25 protein-coding genes are annotated in these 21,903 nt (G+C 69.5%); 8 read left to right on the top strand and 17 right to left on the bottom strand.

All coding sequences use genetic code 11. The annotated features are described in order from the left end of the window. Nucleotides 1–35: 35 nt before the first annotated feature. The 5 genes from ggt to rsmD all read right to left on the bottom strand — a co-directional run bounded on the left by ggt (nucleotide 36) and on the right by rsmD (nucleotide 3,866). Nucleotides 36–1,778 (bottom strand): gamma-glutamyltransferase, encoded by a 1,743-nt coding sequence (gene ggt, locus ABTV91_RS10490; protein ID WP_433851389.1) that lies wholly within the window; start codon nucleotides 1,776–1,778, stop codon nucleotides 36–38. After that, the gene (locus ABTV91_RS10485) at nucleotides 1,775–2,059 is read right to left on the bottom strand and encodes a YfhL family 4Fe-4S dicluster ferredoxin (RefSeq protein WP_433851388.1); all 285 of its coding nucleotides are present in this window, start codon (nucleotides 2,057–2,059) and stop codon (nucleotides 1,775–1,777) included. The genes ggt and ABTV91_RS10485 overlap by 4 nt, the downstream gene beginning before the upstream one ends. A gap of 126 nt (nucleotides 2,060–2,185) precedes the next feature. Continuing rightward, a complete protein-coding gene (locus tag ABTV91_RS10480) occupies nucleotides 2,186–2,677 on the bottom strand; it encodes a hypothetical protein (RefSeq protein WP_433851387.1) in 492 nt (163 codons plus the stop codon). 44 nt (nucleotides 2,678–2,721) lie between these two features. Further along, complete coding sequence (gene coaD, locus ABTV91_RS10475) at nucleotides 2,722–3,228, bottom strand: pantetheine-phosphate adenylyltransferase (RefSeq protein ID WP_433851386.1); 507 nt, start codon at nucleotides 3,226–3,228, stop codon at nucleotides 2,722–2,724. Then, nucleotides 3,225–3,866 (bottom strand): 16S rRNA (guanine(966)-N(2))-methyltransferase RsmD, encoded by a 642-nt coding sequence (gene rsmD, locus ABTV91_RS10470; RefSeq protein ID WP_433851385.1) that lies wholly within the window; start codon nucleotides 3,864–3,866, stop codon nucleotides 3,225–3,227. Before rsmD ends, coaD begins: the two co-directional genes overlap by 4 nt. A gap of 147 nt (nucleotides 3,867–4,013) precedes the next feature. Between rsmD and htpG the strand changes: the two genes are divergently transcribed. Next, entirely contained in the window at nucleotides 4,014–5,912 is a 1,899-nt protein-coding gene (htpG, locus tag ABTV91_RS10465) for a molecular chaperone HtpG (RefSeq protein WP_433851384.1), read from the top strand. A gap of 178 nt (nucleotides 5,913–6,090) precedes the next feature. Here htpG and ABTV91_RS10460 read toward each other — a convergent pair whose 3' ends face one another. Continuing rightward, a complete protein-coding gene (locus ABTV91_RS10460) occupies nucleotides 6,091–6,390 on the bottom strand; it encodes a hypothetical protein (RefSeq protein WP_433851383.1) in 300 nt (99 codons plus the stop codon). A gap of 111 nt (nucleotides 6,391–6,501) precedes the next feature. Here ABTV91_RS10460 and ftsY point away from each other — a divergent pair, with 111 nt between their 5' ends. The 3 genes from ftsY to ABTV91_RS10445 all read left to right on the top strand — a co-directional run bounded on the left by ftsY (nucleotide 6,502) and on the right by ABTV91_RS10445 (nucleotide 9,229). Further along, nucleotides 6,502–7,719, top strand: coding sequence for a signal recognition particle-docking protein FtsY (ftsY, locus tag ABTV91_RS10455; RefSeq protein ID WP_433851382.1), 1,218 nt, complete (start codon nucleotides 6,502–6,504; stop codon nucleotides 7,717–7,719). A gap of 157 nt (nucleotides 7,720–7,876) precedes the next feature. Continuing rightward, entirely contained in the window at nucleotides 7,877–8,923 is a 1,047-nt protein-coding gene (gene mutY / locus ABTV91_RS10450) for an A/G-specific adenine glycosylase (RefSeq protein WP_433851381.1), read from the top strand. Nucleotides 8,924–8,953: 30 nt separating this feature from the next. After that, the gene (locus ABTV91_RS10445; RefSeq protein WP_433851380.1) at nucleotides 8,954–9,229 is read left to right on the top strand and encodes an oxidative damage protection protein; all 276 of its coding nucleotides are present in this window, start codon (nucleotides 8,954–8,956) and stop codon (nucleotides 9,227–9,229) included. 116 nt (nucleotides 9,230–9,345) lie between these two features. Here the strand turns inward: ABTV91_RS10445 and ABTV91_RS10440 are convergent, their stop codons facing one another. From ABTV91_RS10440 to ABTV91_RS10395, 10 genes are all read right to left on the bottom strand, one after another. Continuing rightward, nucleotides 9,346–9,801, bottom strand: a complete 456-nt coding sequence (locus tag ABTV91_RS10440; protein WP_433851379.1) for a DUF6491 family protein — start codon at nucleotides 9,799–9,801, stop codon at nucleotides 9,346–9,348. Between the two features lie 122 nt (nucleotides 9,802–9,923). Further along, entirely contained in the window at nucleotides 9,924–10,634 is a 711-nt protein-coding gene (gene lolD, locus ABTV91_RS10435) for a lipoprotein-releasing ABC transporter ATP-binding protein LolD (protein ID WP_433851378.1), read from the bottom strand. Next, a complete protein-coding gene (locus ABTV91_RS10430) occupies nucleotides 10,627–11,868 on the bottom strand; it encodes a lipoprotein-releasing ABC transporter permease subunit (protein WP_433851377.1) in 1,242 nt (413 codons plus the stop codon). The genes lolD and ABTV91_RS10430 overlap by 8 nt, the downstream gene beginning before the upstream one ends. A gap of 44 nt (nucleotides 11,869–11,912) precedes the next feature. Then, the gene (locus ABTV91_RS10425) at nucleotides 11,913–12,260 is read right to left on the bottom strand and encodes a hypothetical protein (protein ID WP_433851376.1); all 348 of its coding nucleotides are present in this window, start codon (nucleotides 12,258–12,260) and stop codon (nucleotides 11,913–11,915) included. Between the two features lie 31 nt (nucleotides 12,261–12,291). Continuing rightward, on the bottom strand, nucleotides 12,292–12,546 hold the full coding sequence (locus tag ABTV91_RS10420) for a succinate dehydrogenase assembly factor 2 (RefSeq protein ID WP_433851375.1): 255 nt from the start codon (nucleotides 12,544–12,546) through the stop codon (nucleotides 12,292–12,294). Nucleotides 12,547–12,658: 112 nt separating this feature from the next. Further along, entirely contained in the window at nucleotides 12,659–13,444 is a 786-nt protein-coding gene (locus ABTV91_RS10415) for a succinate dehydrogenase iron-sulfur subunit (protein WP_433851374.1), read from the bottom strand. 18 nt (nucleotides 13,445–13,462) lie between these two features. Beyond that, a complete protein-coding gene (gene sdhA / locus ABTV91_RS10410) occupies nucleotides 13,463–15,253 on the bottom strand; it encodes a succinate dehydrogenase flavoprotein subunit (RefSeq protein WP_433851373.1) in 1,791 nt (596 codons plus the stop codon). Nucleotides 15,254–15,256: 3 nt separating this feature from the next. Then, entirely contained in the window at nucleotides 15,257–15,640 is a 384-nt protein-coding gene (sdhD, locus tag ABTV91_RS10405) for a succinate dehydrogenase, hydrophobic membrane anchor protein (protein ID WP_433851372.1), read from the bottom strand. Continuing rightward, entirely contained in the window at nucleotides 15,637–16,029 is a 393-nt protein-coding gene (gene sdhC, locus ABTV91_RS10400) for a succinate dehydrogenase, cytochrome b556 subunit (protein WP_433851371.1), read from the bottom strand. The genes sdhD and sdhC overlap by 4 nt, the downstream gene beginning before the upstream one ends. A gap of 53 nt (nucleotides 16,030–16,082) precedes the next feature. Then, complete coding sequence (locus ABTV91_RS10395) at nucleotides 16,083–16,256, bottom strand: DUF1674 domain-containing protein (RefSeq protein ID WP_433851370.1); 174 nt, start codon at nucleotides 16,254–16,256, stop codon at nucleotides 16,083–16,085. A gap of 39 nt (nucleotides 16,257–16,295) precedes the next feature. Between ABTV91_RS10395 and ABTV91_RS10390 the strand changes: the two genes are divergently transcribed. Beyond that, nucleotides 16,296–17,156 carry a YgfZ/GcvT domain-containing protein gene (locus tag ABTV91_RS10390; RefSeq protein WP_433851369.1) on the top strand — a complete coding sequence of 287 codons (861 nt, stop codon included), beginning with the start codon at nucleotides 16,296–16,298 and terminating at the stop codon, nucleotides 17,154–17,156. 56 nt (nucleotides 17,157–17,212) lie between these two features. Here ABTV91_RS10390 and ABTV91_RS10385 read toward each other — a convergent pair whose 3' ends face one another. Beyond that, the gene (locus ABTV91_RS10385; RefSeq protein WP_433851368.1) at nucleotides 17,213–18,307 is read right to left on the bottom strand and encodes an ABC transporter ATP-binding protein; all 1,095 of its coding nucleotides are present in this window, start codon (nucleotides 18,305–18,307) and stop codon (nucleotides 17,213–17,215) included. Between the two features lie 348 nt (nucleotides 18,308–18,655). On the opposite strand from ABTV91_RS10385, the gene zwf reads away from it, so the two are divergent. Genes zwf through pgl form a run of 3 tightly spaced genes read left to right on the top strand, consistent with a single transcriptional unit; the run spans nucleotide 18,656 to nucleotide 21,812 of the window. Then, nucleotides 18,656–20,095: a glucose-6-phosphate dehydrogenase gene (gene zwf / locus ABTV91_RS10380; protein WP_433851367.1), complete on the top strand. Its 1,440-nt coding sequence runs from the start codon at nucleotides 18,656–18,658 to the stop codon at nucleotides 20,093–20,095. After that, nucleotides 20,092–21,099, top strand: a complete 1,008-nt coding sequence (glk, locus tag ABTV91_RS10375; RefSeq protein WP_433851366.1) for a glucokinase — start codon at nucleotides 20,092–20,094, stop codon at nucleotides 21,097–21,099. The genes zwf and glk overlap by 4 nt, the downstream gene beginning before the upstream one ends. After that, the gene (gene pgl / locus ABTV91_RS10370; RefSeq protein ID WP_433851365.1) at nucleotides 21,096–21,812 is read left to right on the top strand and encodes a 6-phosphogluconolactonase; all 717 of its coding nucleotides are present in this window, start codon (nucleotides 21,096–21,098) and stop codon (nucleotides 21,810–21,812) included. The genes glk and pgl overlap by 4 nt, the downstream gene beginning before the upstream one ends. The last annotated feature ends 91 nt before the right edge of the window (nucleotides 21,813–21,903 follow it).

Raw genomic sequence — 21,903 nt, 5'->3', positions numbered from 1 at the left:
GGGGTTTCGTGCCAGGCTGCGGGTACGCGGGGGACTCAGCCGCCCTTCCCCGCCTTGCGCACTTCGGCGCTGCCCACCGGGTTGCGTGGGTCGCTGCCGCCGCTGAGGGTGTTCCTGCGGCGGTCCCATTCCACGGTCTGCAGGTTGCCCCAGACGTGGCTGGAACCACGCCCGCCGTCGGCGCTGTCGCCGGGCAGGTCGACCTTGTGGCCCATGGCCTGCAGCTGGCGCGCCACCTCCGGGGTGAACGCGCCGCTCTCGGCCGAGATTTCGTCCGGCAGCCACTGGTGGTGGTAGCGCGGCAGCGCCGCGACCTGCTGCGCGTCCAGCCCGGCGTCGTAGCCGAGGATGCCCAGCAGCACCATGGTGATGATGCGGCTGCCGCCCGGCGTGCCGATCACGATGACCTTCTCGCCGTTCTCCATGAAGGTCGGCGTCATCGAGCTGAGCATGCGCTTGCCCGGCTTGGGCGCGTTGGCCTCGTAGCCCATCACGCCGAACGCGTTGGGCGTGCCCGGCTTGAGCGCGAAGTCGTCCATCTCGTTGTTGAGCAGCACGCCGGTGCCGGCCGGGATGAAGCCCGAGCCGTACAGCAGGTTCACCGTCTGGGTGCCGCCGACGCGGTTGCCTTCGCTGTCGATGATCGAGAAGTGCGTGGTCTCGTCGTCTTCCAACGGCGTCGGGTTGCCCGACAGCAGGTCGCTCGGGGTGGCTTTTTCCGGGTGGATGGTGGCGCGCAGGCCCTGGGCGTAGTCGCGGCTGGTCAGCACCTTCTGCGGGATCTGCACGAAATCCGGATCGCCGAGGAAGAACGTGCGGTCGCGGTAGGCGCGGCGCATCGCCTCCACCACCAGGTGGGTGCGGTGCGCGTCGTCCAGCCGGGCCAGGTCCCAGCCTTCCAGGATCTGCAGCATCGACGCCAGCGCGATGCCGCCGGAGGACGGCGGCGGCGCGGTGGTGATCTTCCAGCCGCGGTAGTCGAACACGATCGGCTCGCGCGCCTTGACCGTGTAGCCGGCCAGTTCCTCGGCGGTCCACTGGCCGCCGGCCTTCTTCACGCCGGCCAGCAGCTTCTTCGCGGTTTGCCCGCGGTAGAAACCGTCGAATCCCTTGTCGGCCAGCAGCCGCAGGGTATGCGCCAGTTCCGGCTGCTTGAAGATGTCGCCTTCGGCGATGGGCCGGCCGTTGCGCAGGTAGACCTCGCGCGTGCCGGGATACCGCTCCATCACCTCGCGCCGCGCCGCGTAGCCGCGCGCCATGCGCGCGTACACCGGGAAACCATCGGTGGCGATGCGGATGGCCGGGGCCAGCGAATCGGACAGCGGCAGGCGGCCATGCTCGCGCGCGACCTGCACCAGCAGCGCCGGCAGGCCCGGGATGCCCGCCGACCACGGGCCGTTGACCGAGCGGTCGCGGTCCAGCCCGCCGTTCTTGTCGAGGAAACGCTCGGGTGTGGCCGAGGCCGGCGAGGTCTCGCGCGCGTCGAGCATCACGTCCTTGCCGGTGCGCGCGTCGTGCAGCATGAACAGGCCGCCGCCGCCCAGGCCCGAGCTGATCGGCTCGACCACGGCCAGCGTCGAGGACACCGCCACCGCGGCATCGAACGCATTGCCGCCCCTGGCCAGGATCTCCATGCCGGCCTTGGTCGCCAGTTCGTGGCCGCTGGCGATCGCCGCGCCGTCGGGGTGCGCGGCCAGCGCCTGCGGCGCGTCGGCCGCCCACGCCGCCGGTGCCAGCATCAGCGCAAACAACAGGAAGGAACGCGCGAAACGTTTCATGCCGTGGGGGTCTCCGGTTCGTACAGTTCGGGATGGTCGCGCTGCAGCGCATGCAGCTTGGCCAGCAGCTGGTCGTGGGTTTCGGGAATGTCCGGGTCCGGGTCGATGCATTCGACCGGGCACACCACCACGCATTGCGGCTCGTCGAAATGGCCGACGCATTCGGTGCAGCGGGCCGGATCGATCACGTAGATCGTCTCGCCCATCGAGATGGCCTTGTTCGGGCAGGCGGGCTCGCAGACGTCGCAGTTGACGCAGAGCTCATTGATTTTCAGCGACATGGAACGGCTCCATGCCCGCGCTTGCCGACGGCAGGCCGGGGGCGCGTGGCGCCACCGGCTGCATGCGGCCCGTCACCGGGCCGGCAACGGCCGGGCATGCGTCGCGCACGCCCGGCCAGACACGGGTCACTTGGCTTCAACGAAGATGTAGTCGGCGCCGGTCGGCTGCACGATGGTCTGCACGCGGGCGTTGTCGGCGGCGTCGCCGATATACACCACGCGCACGCCCTTCATCGAGTCGGCCTGCACGCCCTTGAACGCGGCTTCGATCAGGTCGGCCATCTTCGACGAGGCCGAGGAACCGAAGGCCAGCATGTTGCCCGGCGACACGCCACGGCCGATGGCGGCGGTGGCGCTCTCCACCTGGCGGTCGTACTTGGCGGCGAACTCCGGATCGGACTCCGGCACCAGGTAGTACAGGAACGGGTTGTTGGTGATGTTGCCCATGTTCTGCACGGCCACGGCCTGCAGGTACTTGCGCCAGCCGGCGTCGTCGTCCTTGGCCGGCGCGACCAGCGCCTGCTGCGCCTCGGCGACCGGGGCGGCCTCTTCCTTCTTGCAGGCGGTAAAGCCCAGCACCAGCGAAGCGGCAAGCATCACGCGCATCGTGTTCTTCATGGATCGTCTCCCTCTATTGGATTCGTTACAGCTGTTGGGATGGGTCAGGCGCCCGCGCGGGATTCGCGGGCCTCGCGCAGCGCTTCCAGCACCGTGGCCGGCACGAAGCCGGACACGTCGCCGCCCAGCCGGGCGATTTCGCGCACCAGCGAGGAAGAAATGAAGCTGTGCTGTTCGGACGGGGTCAGGAACAGGGTCTCGACCTCCGGGATCAGGTGGCGGTTCATGCTCGCCATCTGGAATTCGTACTCGAAATCGGACACCGCGCGCAGGCCGCGCAGCAGCACGCCGGCATGCACCGAACGCACGAAATGCGCCAGCAGGGTGTCGAAACCGACCACCTCGACGTTGCCGTGCGGCGCCAGCGCCTCGCGCGCCAGTTCCACGCGCAGCGCCAGCGGCAGCGTCGGCCCCTTGGACGGGCTCTGCGCCACGCCCACCACGATCTTCTCGAACAGCGGCGCGGCCCGGTGCACCAGGTCGATGTGACCGTTGGTGATCGGGTCGAACGTGCCCGGATAGACGGCGATGCGGGGGTTGGACGAGGTCATGCGGCGGGAGTCGCGTTCAGGTCGCCGTGGAGTGTAGCAGCGGCGCGCCGGTACAGGGCATAACCAACGTCGCGGGTGCCGCCTTCGCGATGCAGGCTCCAGCCTGCCGGCGGCGATGGCGCCGCGCCCGCGGGCGCTTCCACGTACAGCCAGGCGTCGGCGGCCAGGTGCCGCGACAACCGTTCGAACACCTGCGCCCACAGGCCCGCGGCGAATGGCGGATCCATGAACACGATGTCGACCTGCATCGGCGCTGCGCTTTCCAGCCAGCGCAGCGCGTCGCCGGCGACGACCTGCACCTGCGCACCGGCGTCCAGCCGCCCGACCACGCCGCGCAGCGCCGCCGCCAGCGCCGGATCGCGCTCGACCAGCAGCGCCGACGCCGCGCCGCGCGATACGGCCTCCAGCCCCAGCGCGCCGCTGCCGGCGAACAGGTCCAGAACGCGCGCGCCGGGCAGTTTGGGCATCAGCCAGTTGAACAGGGTCTCGCGCACGCGGTCGCTGGTCGGGCGCAGGCCGTCCAGCGACGGCACCTGCAGCCGCGTATTGCGCCAGCGCCCGCCGATGATGCGCACCTGCCCTTCCCCGCCATGCGCGGGACGCCGTGGAGCAGCAGGGGATCGGGGTGGACGGGACATGCGGCAAGCAACGGAAACGGGCCCGCATGATAAGCCGAACCCGACCTCTTCCCGCGCCCGCGGGCTTGAAATCCGCCGCCCGGCCCACATCCGTGAGGCCATCGGCCGCCGCGCGCGGCCCAGGCAACCCACGGAGCGAACCCGACGATGACCGCCGAAGCCCACAAGGAAACCCGCGGTTTCCAGACCGAGGTGAAGCAGCTGCTGCACCTGATGATCCACTCGCTGTATTCGAACAAGGAAATCTTCCTGCGCGAGCTGGTCTCCAACGCCGCCGACGCCGCCGACAAGCTGCGCTTCGAGGCGCTGACCCGGCCGGAGCTGCTGGAAGGCGACGGCGCGCTGCGCATCCGCATCGAGGCCGACCCGGCCGCGCGCACCCTGACCATCGACGACAACGGCATCGGCCTGAGCCGCGAGGAGGCCATCGCGCACCTGGGCACCATCGCCAAGTCGGGCACCGCCGACTTCCTGAAGAACCTGTCCGGCGACCAGAAGAAGGACGCCAACCTCATCGGTCAGTTCGGCGTGGGCTTCTACTCGGCGTTCATCGTCGCCGACCAGGTGGACGTGTACAGCCGCCGCGCCGGCCTGCCGGCCAGCGAGGGCGTGCACTGGTCCTCGCGCGGCGAAGGCGAGTTCGAGGTGGAGACCATCGACAAGCCCGCACGCGGCACCCGCATCGTGCTGCACCTGAAGGACGGCGAGGAAGGCTTCGCCGACGGCTGGAAGCTGCGCAGCCTGGTCAAGAAGTACTCCGACCACATCGGCCTGCCGATCGAGCTGGTCAAGGAAGCCCAGGGCGAAGAGCAGCCGACCACGCCGGAGTGGGAAGTGGTCAACAAGGCCAACGCGCTGTGGACCCGGCCGCGGTCCGAGGTCACCGACGCCGAATACAACGAGTTCTACAAGCACATCGCCCATGACTTCAGCGACCCGCTGGCGTGGAGCCACAACAAGGTCGAGGGCAAGCTGGAATACACCTCGCTGCTGTACACGCCCGGCCGCGCGCCGTTCGACCTGTACCACCGCGACGCCGCCAAGGGCCTGAAGCTGTACGTGCAGCGCGTATTCATCATGGACCAGGCCGAGCAGTTCCTGCCGCTGTACCTGCGCTTCATCAAGGGCGTGGTCGATTCCAGCGATCTGCCGCTGAACGTCTCGCGCGAGATCCTGCAGTCCGGCCCGGTGATCGATTCGATGAAGTCGGCGCTGACCAAACGCGCGCTGGACATGCTGGAAAAGCTCGCCAGGGACAAGCCCGAGGACTACCAGCGCTTCTGGAAGGAGTTCGGCCAGGTGCTGAAGGAAGGCCCGGCCGAGGACTTCAACAACCGCGAGAAGATCGCCGGCCTGCTGCGTTTCGCCTCCACCCATGGCGGCGACGGCGCGCAGAACGTGGCGCTGGCCGACTACGTGAGCCGCATGGTCGAAGGCCAGGACAAGATCTATTACCTCACCGGCGAGAGCCATCTGCAGGTCAAGGACAGCCCGCACCTGGAAGTGTTCCGCAAGAAGGGCATCGAGGTGCTGTTGATGACCGACCGCATCGACGAGTGGCTGATGAACTACCTGCACGAGTTCGACGGCAGGTCGTTCGTGGACGTGGCCCGCGGCGACCTGGACCTGGGCACGCTGGATTCGGAGGAAGAGAAGAAGGCGCAGGAGGAAACCGCTAGGGCCAAGGAAGGACTGGCCGCGCGCATCAAGACCGCGCTGGGCGAGGACGTGGCCGAGGTGCGCGTGTCCCACCGCCTGACCGATTCGCCGGCGATCCTGGCCATCGGCGAGCAGGACCTGGGCCTGCAGATGCGGCAGATCCTGGAGGCCAGCGGCCAGAAGGTGCCGGAGAGCAGGCCGGTGTTCGAATTCAATCCGGCGCACCCGCTGATCGAGAAACTCGACGCCGAGCCGGACATGGACCGCTTCAACGACCTGGCGCGCGTGCTGTTCGACCAGGCGGCGCTGGCCGCCGGCGACGGCCTGAAGGACCCGGCCGCCTACGTGCGCCGGCTCAACAGGCTGCTGCTGGAACTGTCAGCCTGAGGCTCGAAGCCCCTCTCCCCCGGGAGAGGGGTTGGGGTGAGGGTACGGGCGAAGCCGCGTAATGCCGGGCCGCGCGCGGTTCCGCGCCTTTGGTGGCGGATGCATTCGTCCCCCTCCCCACCGGGCGGCTCGCCGTGCGGCCTGGCGAGCCCGCCAGGCTGTCTTCCGCACGAAGGAATCACGCGAACGCGTCGAACAGCGTCCCCAGCATCTCGTTGTTGCGTCGGATCACCACGGCATTGGCGGCGAAAGCCACTTCATAGGTCCTGGCCGACAGCAGGTCAGCGACCATGTCCCGGGCTTCCTGGGTCGTGGTCACCTGCGCGCCGGCGCCGCCGCCGGCGATGGTCTGCACCGTCAGCACCTGCCGCGGCACCACCGGTTGCACCGGCTGCACGGCGATATTCTGCGCGGCCACGCGTACGCCCATCACGGCCACGCGCATGCCGGAGGCGGCAATGGAGGAAATCGCGTTCATGCCACGACATCGGCCCGGAATGCGCCGACTTTAGCTTTTCCACGGCCCTTGCGGACCGGCCGGCGCCAGCGCCGGTGGTAGCATGTGCCCCTGCCCCGGTTTTTCTCATCCATGCTCAGTTTTTTCCGTCGCAAGAAGCCCCAGGACACCCCGGCGGTCGGCAAGCCCCCGCAGTTCAGCGCCGAGGAGCTGACCTCGGCCGTGCCACTGGCCCCTGAACCGGAGGCGCCGGCGGTTCCCGTCGTGGAAACGGCGCCGGCCGATGCGGATGCGGATGCGGCCGCGGCGCAGGCTCCCGTGGCCGCAGAATCTCCCGCGGGCGCCGCTCCGGAGCCGGTGGAAACGCCGGCCGTGGCGGAAAACGATGCCGCCCTGATCCCCGCCAATGCCGCGCCGGCGGCGGCCGCCGGCAAGTCCGGCTGGCGCGACCGCCTGCGCAACAGCGCCTTCGCCCGCAGCTTCGGCGGCCTGTTCTCGCGCAACCCGCGGCTGGACGACGATCTGCTCGACGAGATCGAGACCGCGCTGCTGACCGCCGACGTCGGCGTGCCAGCCACCACCGCGCTGGTCGAGGACCTGCGCAGGCGCATGAAGTCGCGCGAGTTCGCCGATGCCAACGCCCTGCTCGCCGCGCTGCGTGCCGACCTGATCGCGCTGCTGCAGCCGGTATCCAGGCCACTGGTCATCGACGCCAATGCCAGGCCGTTCGTGATCCTCACCGTCGGCGTCAACGGCGTCGGCAAGACCACCACCATCGGCAAGCTGGCCAAACGCTTCAAGGACCAGGGCCACAGCCTGATGCTGGCCGCCGGCGATACCTTCCGCGCCGCCGCCGTGGCGCAGCTGCAGGTCTGGGGCGAGCGCAACGGCGTGGCGGTGATCGCCCAGGGCCAGAACGCCGACGCCGCTTCGGTGGCGTTCGACGCGCTGCAGGCCGGCAAGGCGCGTGGCACCAGCGTACTGATCGCCGACACCGCCGGCCGCCTGCACACCCAGGCCGGGCTGATGAACGAGCTGAGCAAGATCCGCCGCGTGCTCGGCAAGATCGACGACACCGCGCCGCATGAAGTGCTGATGGTGATCGACGGAACCACCGGCCAGAACGCGCTGAACCAGCTGCGCCAGTTCCATGCCGCCGCCGGCGTCACCGGCCTGGTGGTGACCAAGCTCGACGGCACCGCCAAGGGTGGCGTGGTGTTCGCCCTGGCGCGCGAGTTCGGCATCCCGATCCGCTTCGCCGGCATCGGCGAGCGCCCGGAAGACCTGCGCGTGTTCGACCCCGAAGCCTTCGTCGACGCGCTGCTGCCGGAGGCACTGGGAGCGGCGTGAGCCCCTCTCCCACCGGGAGAGGGGTTGGGGTGAGGGTTGTGGGGGCGAAGCCCCTGCAATGCCGGGCCGCACCAGGCTTCGCCCTTGCCCTCATCCGCCCCTTCGGGGCACCTTCTCCCGGTGGGAGAAGGAACACCACCCAGCCCCGCGATCGCCCATGCCCCATTTCGCCACCCGCCTGCTCGACTGGTTCGGCCAGCACGGCCGCCACGACCTGCCCTGGCAGCATCCGCGCACGCCGTACCGGGTGTGGCTGTCGGAGATCATGCTGCAGCAGACCCAGGTCGCCACGGTCATTCCCTACTTCCAGCGCTTTGTGCAGTCGTTCCCGACCCTGCCCGACCTGGCGGCGGCCGACAACGACACGCTGATGGCGCACTGGGCCGGCCTGGGCTACTACGCCCGCGCGCGCAACCTGCATGCCGCGGCCAGGCGCTGCGTGGAACTGCACGGCGGCGACCTGCCGCGCGACCTGGACGCGCTGCTGGCGCTGCCCGGCATAGGCCGCAGCACCGCCGGCGCCATCCTCAGCCAGGCCTGGAACGACCCGTTCCCGATCCTCGACGGCAACGTCAAGCGCGTGCTGACCCGCTACCACGGCATCGCCGGCTACCCCGGCCTGCCCGCCGTCGAGAAACAGCTGTGGGCGCTGGCCGCGCAGCACGTGGCGCACGTGCCGCAAGGACGCATGGCCGACTGGACGCAGGCGCAGATGGATTTCGGCGCCACGCTGTGCACGCGCGCCAATCCCGCCTGCATCCTGTGCCCGCTGCAGGACGGCTGCGTGGCGCAGGCGCAGGGAATGGTGGACTCGCTGCCCACGCCCAAGCCGAGCAAGGTGCTGCCCGAACGCGAGGCCAGCGCGCTGCTGCTCGAGGACGGCCAGGGCCGCATCCTGCTGCGCAAGCGCCCGCCCACCGGCATCTGGGCCTCGCTGTGGACGCTGCCGCAGGCCGATACCGACGCCGAGCTGCGCCAGTGGTTCGCCGGCAACATCGAAGGCGACTATGACGCGGCCTCGGAACTGCCGCGGGTCGTGCATACCTTCAGCCATTACCGCCTGCACCTGCAGCCGCTGCACCTGCGCAAGGTCGCCCTGCACCCGCGGGTGGGCGACAATGACGACCTGCGCTGGGTCGCGCGCGCCGAGCTGGCCTCGCTGGGTCTGCCGGCGCCGATCCGCAAGCTGCTCGACCGCCACTGAGGCGGCCCGCTCCACCGACAGGAACACCGCATGCCCCGCTCCGTCTTCTGCCAGTACGAACAACGCGAAACCGAAGGCCTGGACTTCGTGCCCTACCCCGGCGAACTGGGCCAGCGCATCTTCGCCAACGTCGGCAAGCAGGCCTGGGCGGCGTGGCTGGCGCACCAGACCATGCTGATCAACGAGAACCGGTTGTCGCCGCGCGACCCGAAGCACCGGGCGTTCCTGGAGGAGGAACTGGTCAAGTTCCTGTTCGGCGGCGGCGCGGAAAAGCCGGCCGGTTACGTCGAGCCCGGGTCCCCGTAGATCGGCTGGCAGCCTGCCGGTTCGCCACAGGCGCCGCAGGAGCGCACTTCAGTGCGCGATGGACTTTCCCGGTAGAGCCCCATCGCGCACTGAAGTGCGCTCCTACGGAAATCGGGTCAGGGCTGCTGCCCGGACTCGCGCGCCTCGAGCTTGGCTTCGCGCAGTTCCTTTTCCGACGCACGCAGCGCCTTCACGTCCAGCGGCTGGATGGTATCGATGCGGCACGGGATAGGCGCCATGCCCGGACTGCCGCCGCGCACGATCACGCGGTCGAACTTGGCCGATACCCGGCCCATCATGTTGGTCACGCTGATCGCCGGCGCATAGGACAGATCCATGCACGGGCCGCTCAGGCTCAGCAGCCAGGCTTCGCTGGGCTTGGTCCAGACCGCCAGCGCGCTGTCGCCCAGCTCGGTCCAGCCGTTGAGCGAACCGAAGTACTGGAAGTCCTTGACCGGCGCGCCGGCATGGGCGCGGTACAGCTCCAGCCGCTCGCTGCTGGAAAGCCTGCCGGTGGTGGCGCAGCCGGCCAGGGCCGCCGCGGCCAGTAAAGCGATTGCCAGACGTTTCACGACACACCTCCTGTTCGGGAATACGCCGCCATCTTGCACCGCGGCCGGGACGGCGCAAGCGCGGTTCCCACCCCCGTTCAGCCGGCGTGCCGGATCGGATGCGCGCGCCTGCGGGCGTGCGCTCAGACCTCGGCGCGCGCCAGTGGATGCAACCGCGCCTCGCGCAGTTCCAGCACCCGGTCCAGCCTGCGGGCCAGGCTGCGGTCGTGGGTCACCAGCACCAGGCTGGTGCGATGCGCGCGGTTCAATTCCAGCATCAGCTCGAACACCGTGGCGGCGGTCTTGTCGTCGAGGTTGCCGGTGGGTTCGTCGCCGAGCACGCAGCCCGGCTGGTTGACCAGGGCCCGCGCCACCGCAGCGCGCTGGCGCTCGCCGCCGGACAGCTCGCCCGGCTTGTGCTCCAGGCGGTGGCCCAGCCCCACCGATTCCAGCAGCGCGCGCGCGCGCTGCTCGGCGCCGGCCACGCTGGCGCCGCCGAGCATCACCGGCATCATCACGTTCTCAAGCGCGGTGAATTCGGGCAACAGGTGGTGGAACTGGTAGACGAAACCCAGCGAGGTGTTGCGCAGGCGGCCGCGCTCGGCGTCGGACAGCGCCGACATGCGCTGGCCGGCCACGTAGACCTCGCCGGCGGTGGGCACGTCCAGACCGCCCAGCAGGTGCAGCAGGGTGCTCTTGCCGGCGCCGGACGCGCCGACGATGGCGACCGTCTCGCCCGGCGCCACGTCCAGCTCCAGCCCGTCGAACACGGGCGTGCGCATGCGCCCCTCGGCGTAGGTCTTGGCCAGTCCCTCGGCGCGGATCACCGATTCCATGTTCGTGTTCTCACTCATAGCGCAGCGCCTCCGCCGGCTGGGTGCGCGCCGCGCGCCAGGCCGGGTACAGCGTTGCCAGGAAACTCATCAGCAGCGCCACGGCGGTGATGGTCACGATGTCGCCGATCTGCATGTCGGTCGGCAGGCCGGTGATGTAGTACACGTCCTCCGGCAGCAGCTTGATGTCGAAGGCCGACTCGATCAGGCCGAGGATGCGCTCGAGGTTGAGCGTCAGGCTGATGCCGCCGATCACGCCGGCCACCGTGCCCATCAGGCCGATCAGGCTGCCCTGCACCATGAACACCTGCATCACCCCGCCCGGCGTCAGCCCCAGCGTGCGCAGGATGGCGATGTCGGCCTGCTTGTCGGTCACCAGCATCACCTGCGAGGACACCAGGTTGAACGCGCCCATGGCCACGATCAGCGACAGCAAGATGCCCATCACCGTCTTTTCCATGCGCAGGGAGTGGTAGAGATTGGCGTTCTGCTGGGTCCAGTCGCTGACCCGGTAATAGCCTTCCAGGTTGAGGGCCAGGTCGCGCGCCACGGTATAGGCCTGGTCCATGTCGTGCAGTTTCAGGCGCACGCCGGTCACGCCGTCCACGCGCAGCACGCGCTCCAGGTCGTCCATGTTGACGAAAGCCACGCCGCGGTCGATCTCGTTGGAACCGGCCTCGAAGATGCCGCTGACCTTGAAGCGCTTGGTGCGCGCCATCGCGCCGACCGGGGTGCCCTGGATCTCGGCCAGCGTCGCCACCACGCTGTCGCCGACGTCCACGCCCAGCCACAGCGCCAGTTCCTTGCCGAGCAGGATGTTGAACCCGCCCGACTGCAGGCTGTCCAGCGAGCCCTTCTGCATCTTCTCGGCCAGCACCGACACCTTCGGCTCCAGCGCCGGATCGACGCCCTGCACGATCGCGCCCTGCACGCGCGGGCCGGCGAGCATGCCCTGGATCTCGATGTACGGCGCGGCGCCGGCCACGCGCGCATCGCGCATCGCCACGTCCACCGCGTGCTGCCAGTTCGTCATCGGCTCCCCGTCGGCGCTGACGGTGGCGTGGGCCGACATCTGCAGCAGGCGGTCGCGGATTTCCTTCTGGAAACCGCTCATCACCGCCAGCGTGGTGATCAGTACCGTCACCCCGAGCGCGATGCCGAGGATCGATGCCATGGAGATGAAGGAGATGAAACCGTTGCGGCGCTTGGCCCGCAGGTAACGCAATCCGATTGCGACGGGTAAGGGTCTGAACATGCGCGTATGCCGGTGGAGTGGCGCCATGTTGCCATCCCCGCCCGCTAACGGGAAACGGCGCGGGCGCGCACGGCCAGTCGCAGTTCACGTCGCCGCGCGCGCGGCAGCGTATCCGGCCAGAACAACAGCTGGCCGCGCCGCTTCCCCGTGCGCCAGCGCAGCACCAGCAGCGGGCCGCGTTCCAGCAGTTCCAGCGCGTCGACCGCGATGCCGTCCACAGTAGCGGGAGCCGGCGAAGGCGGGACCAGCAGCGGCCGCGGCGGCCTGCGCGCATCCTGCCACGCCAGGATGGCTCCCCATGCCGCCGCCAGCAGCGCGGCCGGCCAGGCGGGGCGCGCGTCCAGTTCGCAGTTCAGCAGTGCGGCGGCGGCCAGCAGGCCGAGCAGCAGCAAGGCGCCGGCCTGCCAGCGCGAGGGCCGCCACTCACAGCGGAAGGGCGCGGATGTACTCCAGCAGGGTGGCCTGCGGCGCATCGGGACAGGCCTCGTAGCCCATGGACCAGCGCCACAGTTTGTCGTCCTCGGTTTCCAGCAGCTGCAGGAAAACCGCGCGCTCGGCTGTCGGCGCCTGCCCCCAGCGCTGGTCGAGATAGCGGCCGAACAACTGGTCCAGTTCGCGCATGCCGCGCCGGCAGCGCCAGCGCAGCTTTTTCAGTTCGATGTCGTCTTCGGGGCTCATCGCTCACCTGCCGATGCCACGACCTCGCCGTGGCGGAAACGAAAACGGCACCGGCCCGAAGGACCGGTGCCGCCATGGCCGCGATGCGCGGGGCATCGCGTGGGCCGGCGCATCAGGCGCGGCGCGCCATCATCAACTTCTTGATCTCGGCGATCGCCAGCGCCGGGTTCAGCCCCTTCGGGCAGGTCCGGGCGCAGTTCATGATGGTGTGGCAGCGGTACAGCTTGAACGGATCTTCCAGGTCGTCCAGGCGGGCACCGGTGTCCTCGTCGCGCGAGTCGATGATCCAGCGGTAGGCCTGCAGCAGGATCGCCGGACCCAGGTAACGCTCGCCGTTCCACCAGTAGCTCGGGCAGCTGGTCGAGCAGCAGGCGCACAGGATGCACTCGTACAGGCCGTCGAGCTTCTTGCGGTCTTCCGGCGACTGCAGGCGCTCGCGGTCCGGCGGCGCCGGGGTCTGGGTGCGGATCCACGGCTTGATCGAGGCGTACTGCGCGTAGAAGTGGGTCAGGTCCGGCACCAGGTCCTTGACCACTTCCATGTGCGGCAGCGGGTAGATCGGCACCTCGGCCTTGGCGCAGTCGGCGATGGCGCGGGTGCAGGCCAGCGTGTTGGTGCCGTCGATGTTCATCGCGCACGAACCGCAGATGCCCTCGCGGCACGACCGGCGGAAGGTCAGGGTCGGATCGATCTCGTTCTTGATCTTGATCAGCGCGTCCAGGACCATCGGGCCGCACGCATCGAGGTCGACCTCGTAGGTGTCGGTGCGCGGATTCTGGTCGTCGTCCGGGCTCCAGCGGTAGATCTTGAAGGTACGCACGTTCTTGCCGCCGCTCTTGGCGGGGAAGTGCTTGCCCTGGGTGATCCGGGAGTTCTTCGGAAGTGCAAATTCAGCCATGTTCGTAGGTTCCCCGGATCAGTAGACGCGCGGCTTGGGCGGCACGACGGCGACGTCGTCGGTGAGCGTGTACATGTGCACCGGACGGTAGTCGAAGCTGCACTTGCCCTTCTCGTCGACGGTGACCAGCGTGTGCTTCTGCCAGTTGACGTCGTCGCGCTCCGGATAGTCCTCGTGGGCATGCGCGCCACGGCTTTCCTTGCGCTGCTCGGCCGAGTTGATGGTCGCCACGGCGTTGAGCAGCAGGTTGTTGAGCTCGTAGGTCTCGATCAGGTCCGAGTTCCAGACCAGCGAACGGTCGGACACCTTGACGTCCTGGAACGAGTCGAACACCTCGGCCATCTTCTCGCAGCCCTCGGCCAGCGTCTTGCTGGTGCGGAACACGGCGGCGTCGGCCTGCATCGTGCGCTGCATGCGGTCGCGGATGACCGCGGTCGGGGTGTCGCCATTGGCGTGGCGCAGCTTGTCCAGCAGGCCCAGCGCCTTGTCGCAGGCGTCGGAGGCCAGGGTCTTGTGCGGCGCGCCCGGCTTGATCGTCTCGGCGCAGCGGTTGGCCACCGCGCGACCGAACACCACCAGGTCCAGCAGCGAGTTGGAGCCCAGGCGGTTGCCGCCGTGCACCGACACGCAGGCCGCTTCGCCGATGGCGTACAGGCCCGGCACCACGGCATCGGGGTTGTCGCCGACCTTGCGCACCACTTCGCCGTGGTAGTTGGTCGGGATGCCGCCCATGTTGTAGTGCACGGTCGGGATCACCGGGATCGGCTGCTTGTGCACGTCGACGCCGGCGAAGATGCGCGCGCTCTCGGCGATGCCCGGCAGCTTCTCGTCGATCACGCCCGGACCCAGGTGGGTCAGGTCGAGCAGGATGTGGTCCTTGTGCTCGCCGACGCCGCGGCCTTCGCGGATCTCGATGGTCATCGAACGGCTGACCACGTCGCGCGAGGCCAGGTCCTTGTAGTGCGGCGCGTAGCGCTCCATGAAGCGCTCGCCGCTGCTGTTGCGCAGGATGCCGCCTTCGCCGCGCACACCCTCGGTGATCAGGCAGCCGGCGCCGTAGATGCCGGTCGGATGGAACTGCACGAACTCCATGTCCTGCAGCGGCAGGCCGGCGCGGGCCACGAGGCCGCCGCCATCGCCGGTGCAGGTGTGCGCCGAGGTGGCGCTGAAGTAGGCGCGGCCGTAACCGCCGGTGGCCAGCACCACGCCGTGGGCGCGGAACAGGTGCAGGGTGCCCTCGGCCATGTCCAGCGCCAGCACGCCGCGGCAGACGCCCTCTTCGTCGAAGATCAGGTCGAGCGCGAAGTACTCGATCATGAACTGCGCGTTGTGCGCCAGCGACTGCTGGTACAGCGTGTGCAGCATGGCGTGGCCGGTACGGTCGGCGGCGGCGCAGGTGCGCTGTGCGGACGGGCCTTCGCCGTACTTGGTGGTCATGCCGCCGAACGGACGCTGGTAGATCTTGCCGTCCTCGGTGCGCGAGAACGGAACGCCGTAATGCTCCAGTTCGATCACCGACGGGATGGCCTCGCGGCACATGTATTCGATGGCGTCCTGGTCGCCCAGCCAGTCGCCGCCCTTGACGGTGTCGTAGAAGTGGTAGCGCCAGTCGTCCTCGCCCATGTTGGCCAGCGCGGCGGCGATGCCGCCCTGCGCCGCGACGGTGTGCGAGCGGGTCGGGAAAACCTTGGTGATGCAGACGGTCTGCAGGCCCTTCTGGGCCAGGCCGAAGGTCGCGCGCAGGCCGGCGCCGCCGGCGCCGACGACCACCATGTCGACCTTGTGTTCAATGATGTTGTAAGCGGACATGTATCAGTTCCCAAGCGCGACGCGGGCGACCGCGAAGATGCTGACGATCGCGCCGAGCACGGCGACGAACTTGACCGTGGTCTGCAGGGCCAGTGCCATCAGCGAGTTGTGGATGTAGTCCTCCAGCACGACCTGCAGGCCGAGTTGCGCGTGCCAGAACATGGCGACCAGGAAGCCGACCAGCGCGATCGCGTTCCACGGCTTGGCCACGGCGGTGACGGCGGTGACGTAGTCGGCGCCGAGCAGGCCCAGCACGAAGCACAGGAACCACAGGGTCAACGCGACCAGCGCGGTGGCGGTCAGGCGCTGGTGGATGAAGTGCATGGTGCCGGACTTGGCGCTGCCCAGGCCGCGTGCGTTCTTCAGGGGGGTGCGGAAATTGCTCATGCGGCGCCTCCGAAGCTGACGTAGGCCCAGACCAGCGCGGTGATGACCAGCGAGCCGATCACCGACAGCCAACTGCTGCGGATGAAGGCCGGCTTGCTGTAGCCGATGGCGAAGTCCTGGATGATGTGGCGGATGCCATTGCACAGGTGGTAGGCGAAGCACCAGGTCCAGCCGAACAGGATCACCTTGCCGTACCACGCGCTGGCGTGGGTGGTGAAGCAGTTCCAGGACTCGGGGCCCATCATCAGGGCGAGCAGGCCGCCGGCAATGATCAGGGCTCCGACGGACAGAACGATGCCGGTGGCTCGATGCAGGATCGAGGTGGCCATCTGGATCTGCCAGCGATACACCTGCAGGTGCGGAGAAAGGGGGCGGGGTCTGTTCGCCATTCGCTGACTCGTTATCTCGGCTGGGCGGCGGTTGCCGCGTTGGCTGACGCTGCTCAGAAATCGATGCAGCGACCGTTTTTCTCCCAATCGCCGTAACGCACCGGATCAAGTCCGCCGCGTCCGCCGATTTCCTGCGGCACCGGTCCGGCCTCGGGAAGCGGCTGCTTCTCCGGTTCCGGCAGGGGTTCGGTTCCGTCCTCGGGAGTGGGGGTTGTTTGGCCTATCATGATCGGTCTCGCAACGCACAAATTTTAGTCCCCGTTCACGTGTCTGACAACCTCGCCCCTCTTTTCAGCGGTTTGCGCACACTGCGCCGGTCGCAGGTGCTGGGCCTTTCCGGCCCGGATGCGGCCGCCTTCGCCCAGGCCCAGTTCGCCAACGACGTCCTGTCCCTGGCCGACGGCCACTGGCAGTGGAACGCCTGGCTCACCGCCAAGGGCCGCGTGCTGGCGGTCTTCCAGCTGCTGCGCCTGGATGCGGAACACCTGCTGCTGGTCTGCCACGACGGCGGCGTCGAGGCGATGGCCGAACAGCTGCGGCGCTTCGTGTTCCGCCGCAAGGCAATCCTCTCGCCTGTCGCCGCGCTTTCCGTCCAGGCCGCCTTCCAGCCGCCCGTGCAGGCGCGCGACGCGGCACTGGCCCGCCTCGCCGATGGCGCGATCGAGCTGGACGTCGGCAGCGCCGCGCACCCGCGCACGCTGCGCCTGGTCGAAACCGGCGATGCCGCGTACGAGGAAACCGCGGAACTGGCCTGGCGCCAGTCCGACCTGCGTTTCGGCCTGCCGCGGTTGGACGAATCGCAGCGCGAGCAGTGGACGCCGCAGCAGCTGGGCCTGGACCGCCTGTCGGCCTACAGCGTGAAGAAGGGCTGCTACCCCGGCCAGGAAATCGTGGCCCGCACCCATTTCCTGGGCAAGGCCAAGCGTTCGCTGGTGCTGCTGCATACCGCCAGTCCCGGCACCGCCGGCGACGCGGTGACCCAGGCCGGCGCCGGCATCGGCACCATCGCCAGCAGCGCCGGCGCGCTGGCCCTGGCCGTACTGCCGCTGGACCTGCCCGAAGGCGGACTGGAAGTGGGCGGCGGACAGGCCGCACGCCTCGACCTGCTCGACGGCCTGGCGCGCTGATGCGATCGACCGCCAGCGCCGGCGACCGGAGTTCCGGCGCGGCGTAGCCGGGTCCGCTACGTCCCGGGCTCCAGGCGCAGGCCGCTGCCCGCCTCGAAGAAATGCAGCGCCGCGGACGCGACCGCCACGGCGATCCCCTCGCCCACCGCCGGCAGCGCCTGCGGCGGCACCCGCATCACCAGTGGCCGCGCGCCAAGGCGCAGGTTCACGAACATCTCGTTGCCGACCGGTTCGATGCCTTCGATGACCGTGCCGAACGCGGCGCCGCCGCTGGCCGGCTGCAGGTGCTCAGGACGGATGCCGACCACCACCTCGCGCCCGGCCCATGCCGGCGGCACCGGCGGGCGGCCGAGCGGCACCTGCCCGCCCCCGTCGAGGGCCAGTTCCAGCGCGCCGTCGGCCAGCGCCTGCAACCGCCCCTTGAGCGTGTTCATGGCCGGACTGCCGAGGAACCCGGCGACGAACAGGTTGGCCGGCCGCTCGTACAGCGCCATCGGCGTGTCGATCTGCTGGATCACGCCGTCGTTGAGCACCACGATGCGCTGCCCCAGGGTCATCGCCTCGACCTGGTCGTGGGTGACGTAGATCATCGTCGTGCCCAGCGTGCGGTGCAGCTGCGCGATCTCGGTGCGCACCGAATGGCGCAGCTTGGCGTCGAGGTTGGACAGCGGCTCGTCCAGCAGGAACACCGCCGGCTCGCGCACCAGCGCCCGGCCCAGCGCCACGCGCTGGCGCTGGCCGCCGGACATCGCGCGCGGCAGCTTGTCGAGCATGCCCGCCAGGCCGAGCATGTCGGCGGCGGCCTGCACGCGGCGGGCGATCTCGGCCTTGTCGTGCCCGCGCAGCTTCAGCCCGAAGGCCAGGTTCTCGGCCACGGTCATGTGCGGGTACAGCGCGTAGTTCTGGAACACCATGGCGATGTCGCGGTCCTTCGGCGCCACGTCGTTGACCACGCGCCCGCCGATGGACAGCGTGCCGGCGCTGATCTCCTCCAGCCCGGCCACCATGCGCAGCAGGGTGGACTTGCCGCAGCCCGAAGGCCCCACCAGCACCATCAGCTCGCCGTCGGCGATGTCGAAACTGGCCCCGTGCACGGCGACCTGGCCGTTGTCGTAGACCTTGCGCACTCCGTCGAACCGCACGTCCGCCATCGCCTGCCTCACTCCACCGACCGCGCCAACGGCGACCGGCGCAGCGGAAGGCGGCAGCCGCCGCCATCGCCGCCGGGACGGTCGCTCCCGAATACGAATACAGTGGAAACATTCTGCCACGCAAACGTTTTCCCATGGCACCATCAGCGGCCCGCGGTTTCCGCCACGGAAGCCCGCGCCAGTCCGCTTCCGCGGGCGCGGGAAGGCCCCGCCGGCATCGGCCCCGCACCGCCTTTCTCCCGTCGCGCGCAGGCGCCGGCGCAGGCCGCGGAACCCTCAATGGAACGACAACCAGAACATAGCGAAGGGCGATTGACAACGATGTCACCAGAACACGAAACTCGAGCCATGCACGACACCCTCCTCCTGTTCGGTGCCACAGGCGATCTGGCCCAGCGCTATCTGTTCCCTTCCCTGTTGCGCCTGCTGGGCGACGGCCTGCTTCCGGAGGATTTCCGGGTGCGCGCGATGGCGCTGTCGCCGCACGACACGGAGAAATTCCACGACATCCTGCGCCCGCGGCTGGAGCAGGCGCTGCCGCAGGCGAGCCTGGACGACATCAACAACCTGCTGCGGCGCATCGACTACCGCTCGGTGGACCTGCGCGACCCCGGCTCGATCGCCGACGCAGTGCGCGAGTTCAACGACCGCCGCTGCGTGAGCTACCTGTCGATCCCGCCCGGCCTGTACATCTCCACCTGCGAGGGCCTGGCCCTGGGCGGCGCGCTGAGCGCGCCGCACCGGCTGATGCTGGAGAAGCCGATCGGTTCGGACAGCGCCAGCGCAGAGGAAATCCTGCGGTCGATCGGCGCGCTGATCGACGAGGACCGTGTGTTCCGCATCGACCACTACCTGGGCAAGGCGGCGGTGCAGAACCTGATGGCGCTGCGCTTCGGCAATACCTTGCTGGAGGCGGTGTGGAACCGCAACTACATCGAATCGGTGCACATCATGGTGGCCGAGAGCGATGGCGTGGACGGCCGCGACTCGTATTACTCGCGTTCCGGCGCGATGCGCGACATGGTGCAGAGCCATATCCTGCAGCTGCTGTGCCTGGTGGCGATGGAGCCGCCGGCCTCGCTGGAAGCCGACCGCATCCGCGACGAGAAGGTCAAGGTGCTGCGCGCGCTGCGTCCGCTCGACGCGCGCCATGCGGCCAAGGACAGCGTGCGCGGCCGCTATACCGCCGGCACCATCAACGGCCAGCCGGCGCAGGCCTACCAGCCGCCGGAAGGCAGCGAGGCCGAAACCTTCGTCGGCGTCACCGCGCACATCGACAACTGGCGCTGGGCCGGCGTTCCGTTCCACCTGGTCACCGGCAAGCGCCTACCCGAGCGCACCACCCGCATCGAGGTCAACCTCAAGCCGGTCACGCACTGGCTGTTCGAGCGCCCCGACCGCCGCCACGCCCAGCCCAACCGGCTGACCTTCCAGCTGCAGCCGCAGGAGAACATCCAGCTGGGGCTGATGAGCTCGCTGGCCGGCCCGGAATGGGGCGCGCTGGAACTGCAGCCGCTGGAGCTGGAACTGTCGGTGCCGACCGGCCTGCACCGCCGCATCGCCTATGAACGCCTGTTCCTGGATGCGTTCAACGGCAACCACGCGCTGTTCGTGCGCGACGACGAAGTGCGCGCGGCCTGGGCCTGGATCGACAGTGTCAGCGATGCCTGGAAGGCGGCCAACCTGCCGATGGAACCCTACCCGGCCGGCAGCTGGGGGCCGGACCAGGCCCACCTGTTCCTGCCCGCGGCCATCGTCGCCGACAACCGCATGGACAACGCGCTGTGAACGCCGCCGCGGAACACGTGCTGGTCGCCGACATCGGCGGCACCAATGCGCGCTTCGCGCTGGCCGATACCACCGCCGCCGTTCCACTGGACCAGGGCAGCATCGGCGAGTACCCGGTGGCGCGCTTCCCCTCGCTGGCCGAGGCCGCCGCCTGCTACGTGCAGGAACGCGGCGCCAGGGTGCGCAGCGGCGTGTTCGCCGTCGCCGGGCGCGTGGACGGCGACGAGGCGCGCATCACCAACCATCCGTGGGTGATCTCGCGCTCGCGCACCGCCGCGCAGCTGGGACTGCAGCGGCTGCACCTGATCAACGACTTCGTCGCCCAGGCGATGTCGGTGGCGCTGCTGCGCACGCCCGACGTGGTGCAGATCGGCGGCGCCGCCTGGCAGCCGGCCGCGCCGACGGTGCCGCGCAACTACTGCGTGATCGGCCCGGGCACCGGGCTGGGCGTGGGCGGCCTGCTGGTCCGCGACGGCCGCCACTATCCGCTGGCGACCGAGGGCGGCCATGCCAGTTTCGCGCCGACCACGCCCGAGCAGATCCGCATCCTGGAAATCCTCACCCAGCAGTTCGGCCGCGTCTCCAACGAGCGGCTGATCTGCGGCCCCGGCCTGGTCAACCTGCACCGCACGCTGAGCGAGATCGCCGGCCAGGACCCGGGCCAGCTGCAGCCGGCCCAGGTCAGCGAACGCGCCGCCGCCGGCGACCCGGTCGCCCTGCGCGCGATCGAGGTGTTCATGGACATCTTCGGCGCCGTGGCCGGCGACGCCGTGCTGGTGCAGGGCGCCTGGGACGGCGTGTTCCTGACCGGCGGGCTGGTGCCGCGGCTGCTCGGGCCGCTGCAGCATTCCGGGTTCCGCAGCCACTTCGAGAACAAGGGCCGCTTCACCGCGACGCTGTCGCAGGTGCCGTCGCTGGCCATCGTCCACCCCTGTCCCGGCCTGCTCGGTGCGGCCGCCTACGCACTGGACCTGGAGCAGGCTCCCAACGGAGCATCCGCATGAGCGCCCTCTCCGAACGCCTTGCCCTGATCCGCCATTCCGACGAAGAGGAATGGACCGAGAGCGTGGCCCGCGAAATGGCCACGGTCCTCGACCACGAGATCGGCCAGCGCGGCCGCGCGCGCATGCTGCTGTCCGGCGGCACCACGCCGGCGCCGGTCTACGAGATGCTGGCCGAGCAGCCGCTGGAATGGGCGCGCGTGGAAGTGGGCCTGGCCGACGAGCGCTGGCTGTCGCCGCAGGACCGCGACAGCAACGCCTGGCTGGTGCGGCACAGCTTCCTCAACCAGGCCGAGGGTGCGCATTTCGACCCGCTGGTGCGGGTCGGCAAATCGCTGGCCGAATGCGTGCACGACGCCAACCTGCAGGCCGAGCATTCGCAGCCGGCCTGCCTGGTGGTGCTGGGCATGGGCAACGATGGCCATACCGCCTCGCTGTTCCCCGGCTCGCGCGACCTGGAGCGCGCCCTGCACGGCAGCAAGCCGTACGCGGCGCTGGACGCCAGCGGCTGCCCGGTGGCCAGGGACTGGCACCTGCGCATCACCCTGACCCCGCGCGGGCTGGCCGCCATCGGCACCCGCCTGCTGCTGCTGCGCGGCAAGCAGAAGCTGGAGGTGCTCGAAGCCGCGCTCGCCTCCGGCGACGTGCACCGCTACCCGGTACTGGCCGCGATCGACGCGCCGGGCACGAAACTGCGCGTGCACTGGTGCGCGTGAAGGCCGGGAACGGGGAACAGGGAGGCGGGAATGGAAGATCGCCTGGTCTGCCCGGCACGGCGCAATGATCCAGACCCCGCCTCGCCGTCCG

This window comes from Stenotrophomonas nitritireducens, from assembly GCF_050984405.1.
Taxonomy (GTDB): Bacteria; Pseudomonadota; Gammaproteobacteria; order Xanthomonadales; family Xanthomonadaceae; genus Stenotrophomonas; species Stenotrophomonas nitritireducens_B.
Note: the sequence above shows the minus strand (reverse complement) of the source record. Positions and strands in the feature narration are given on the sequence as shown.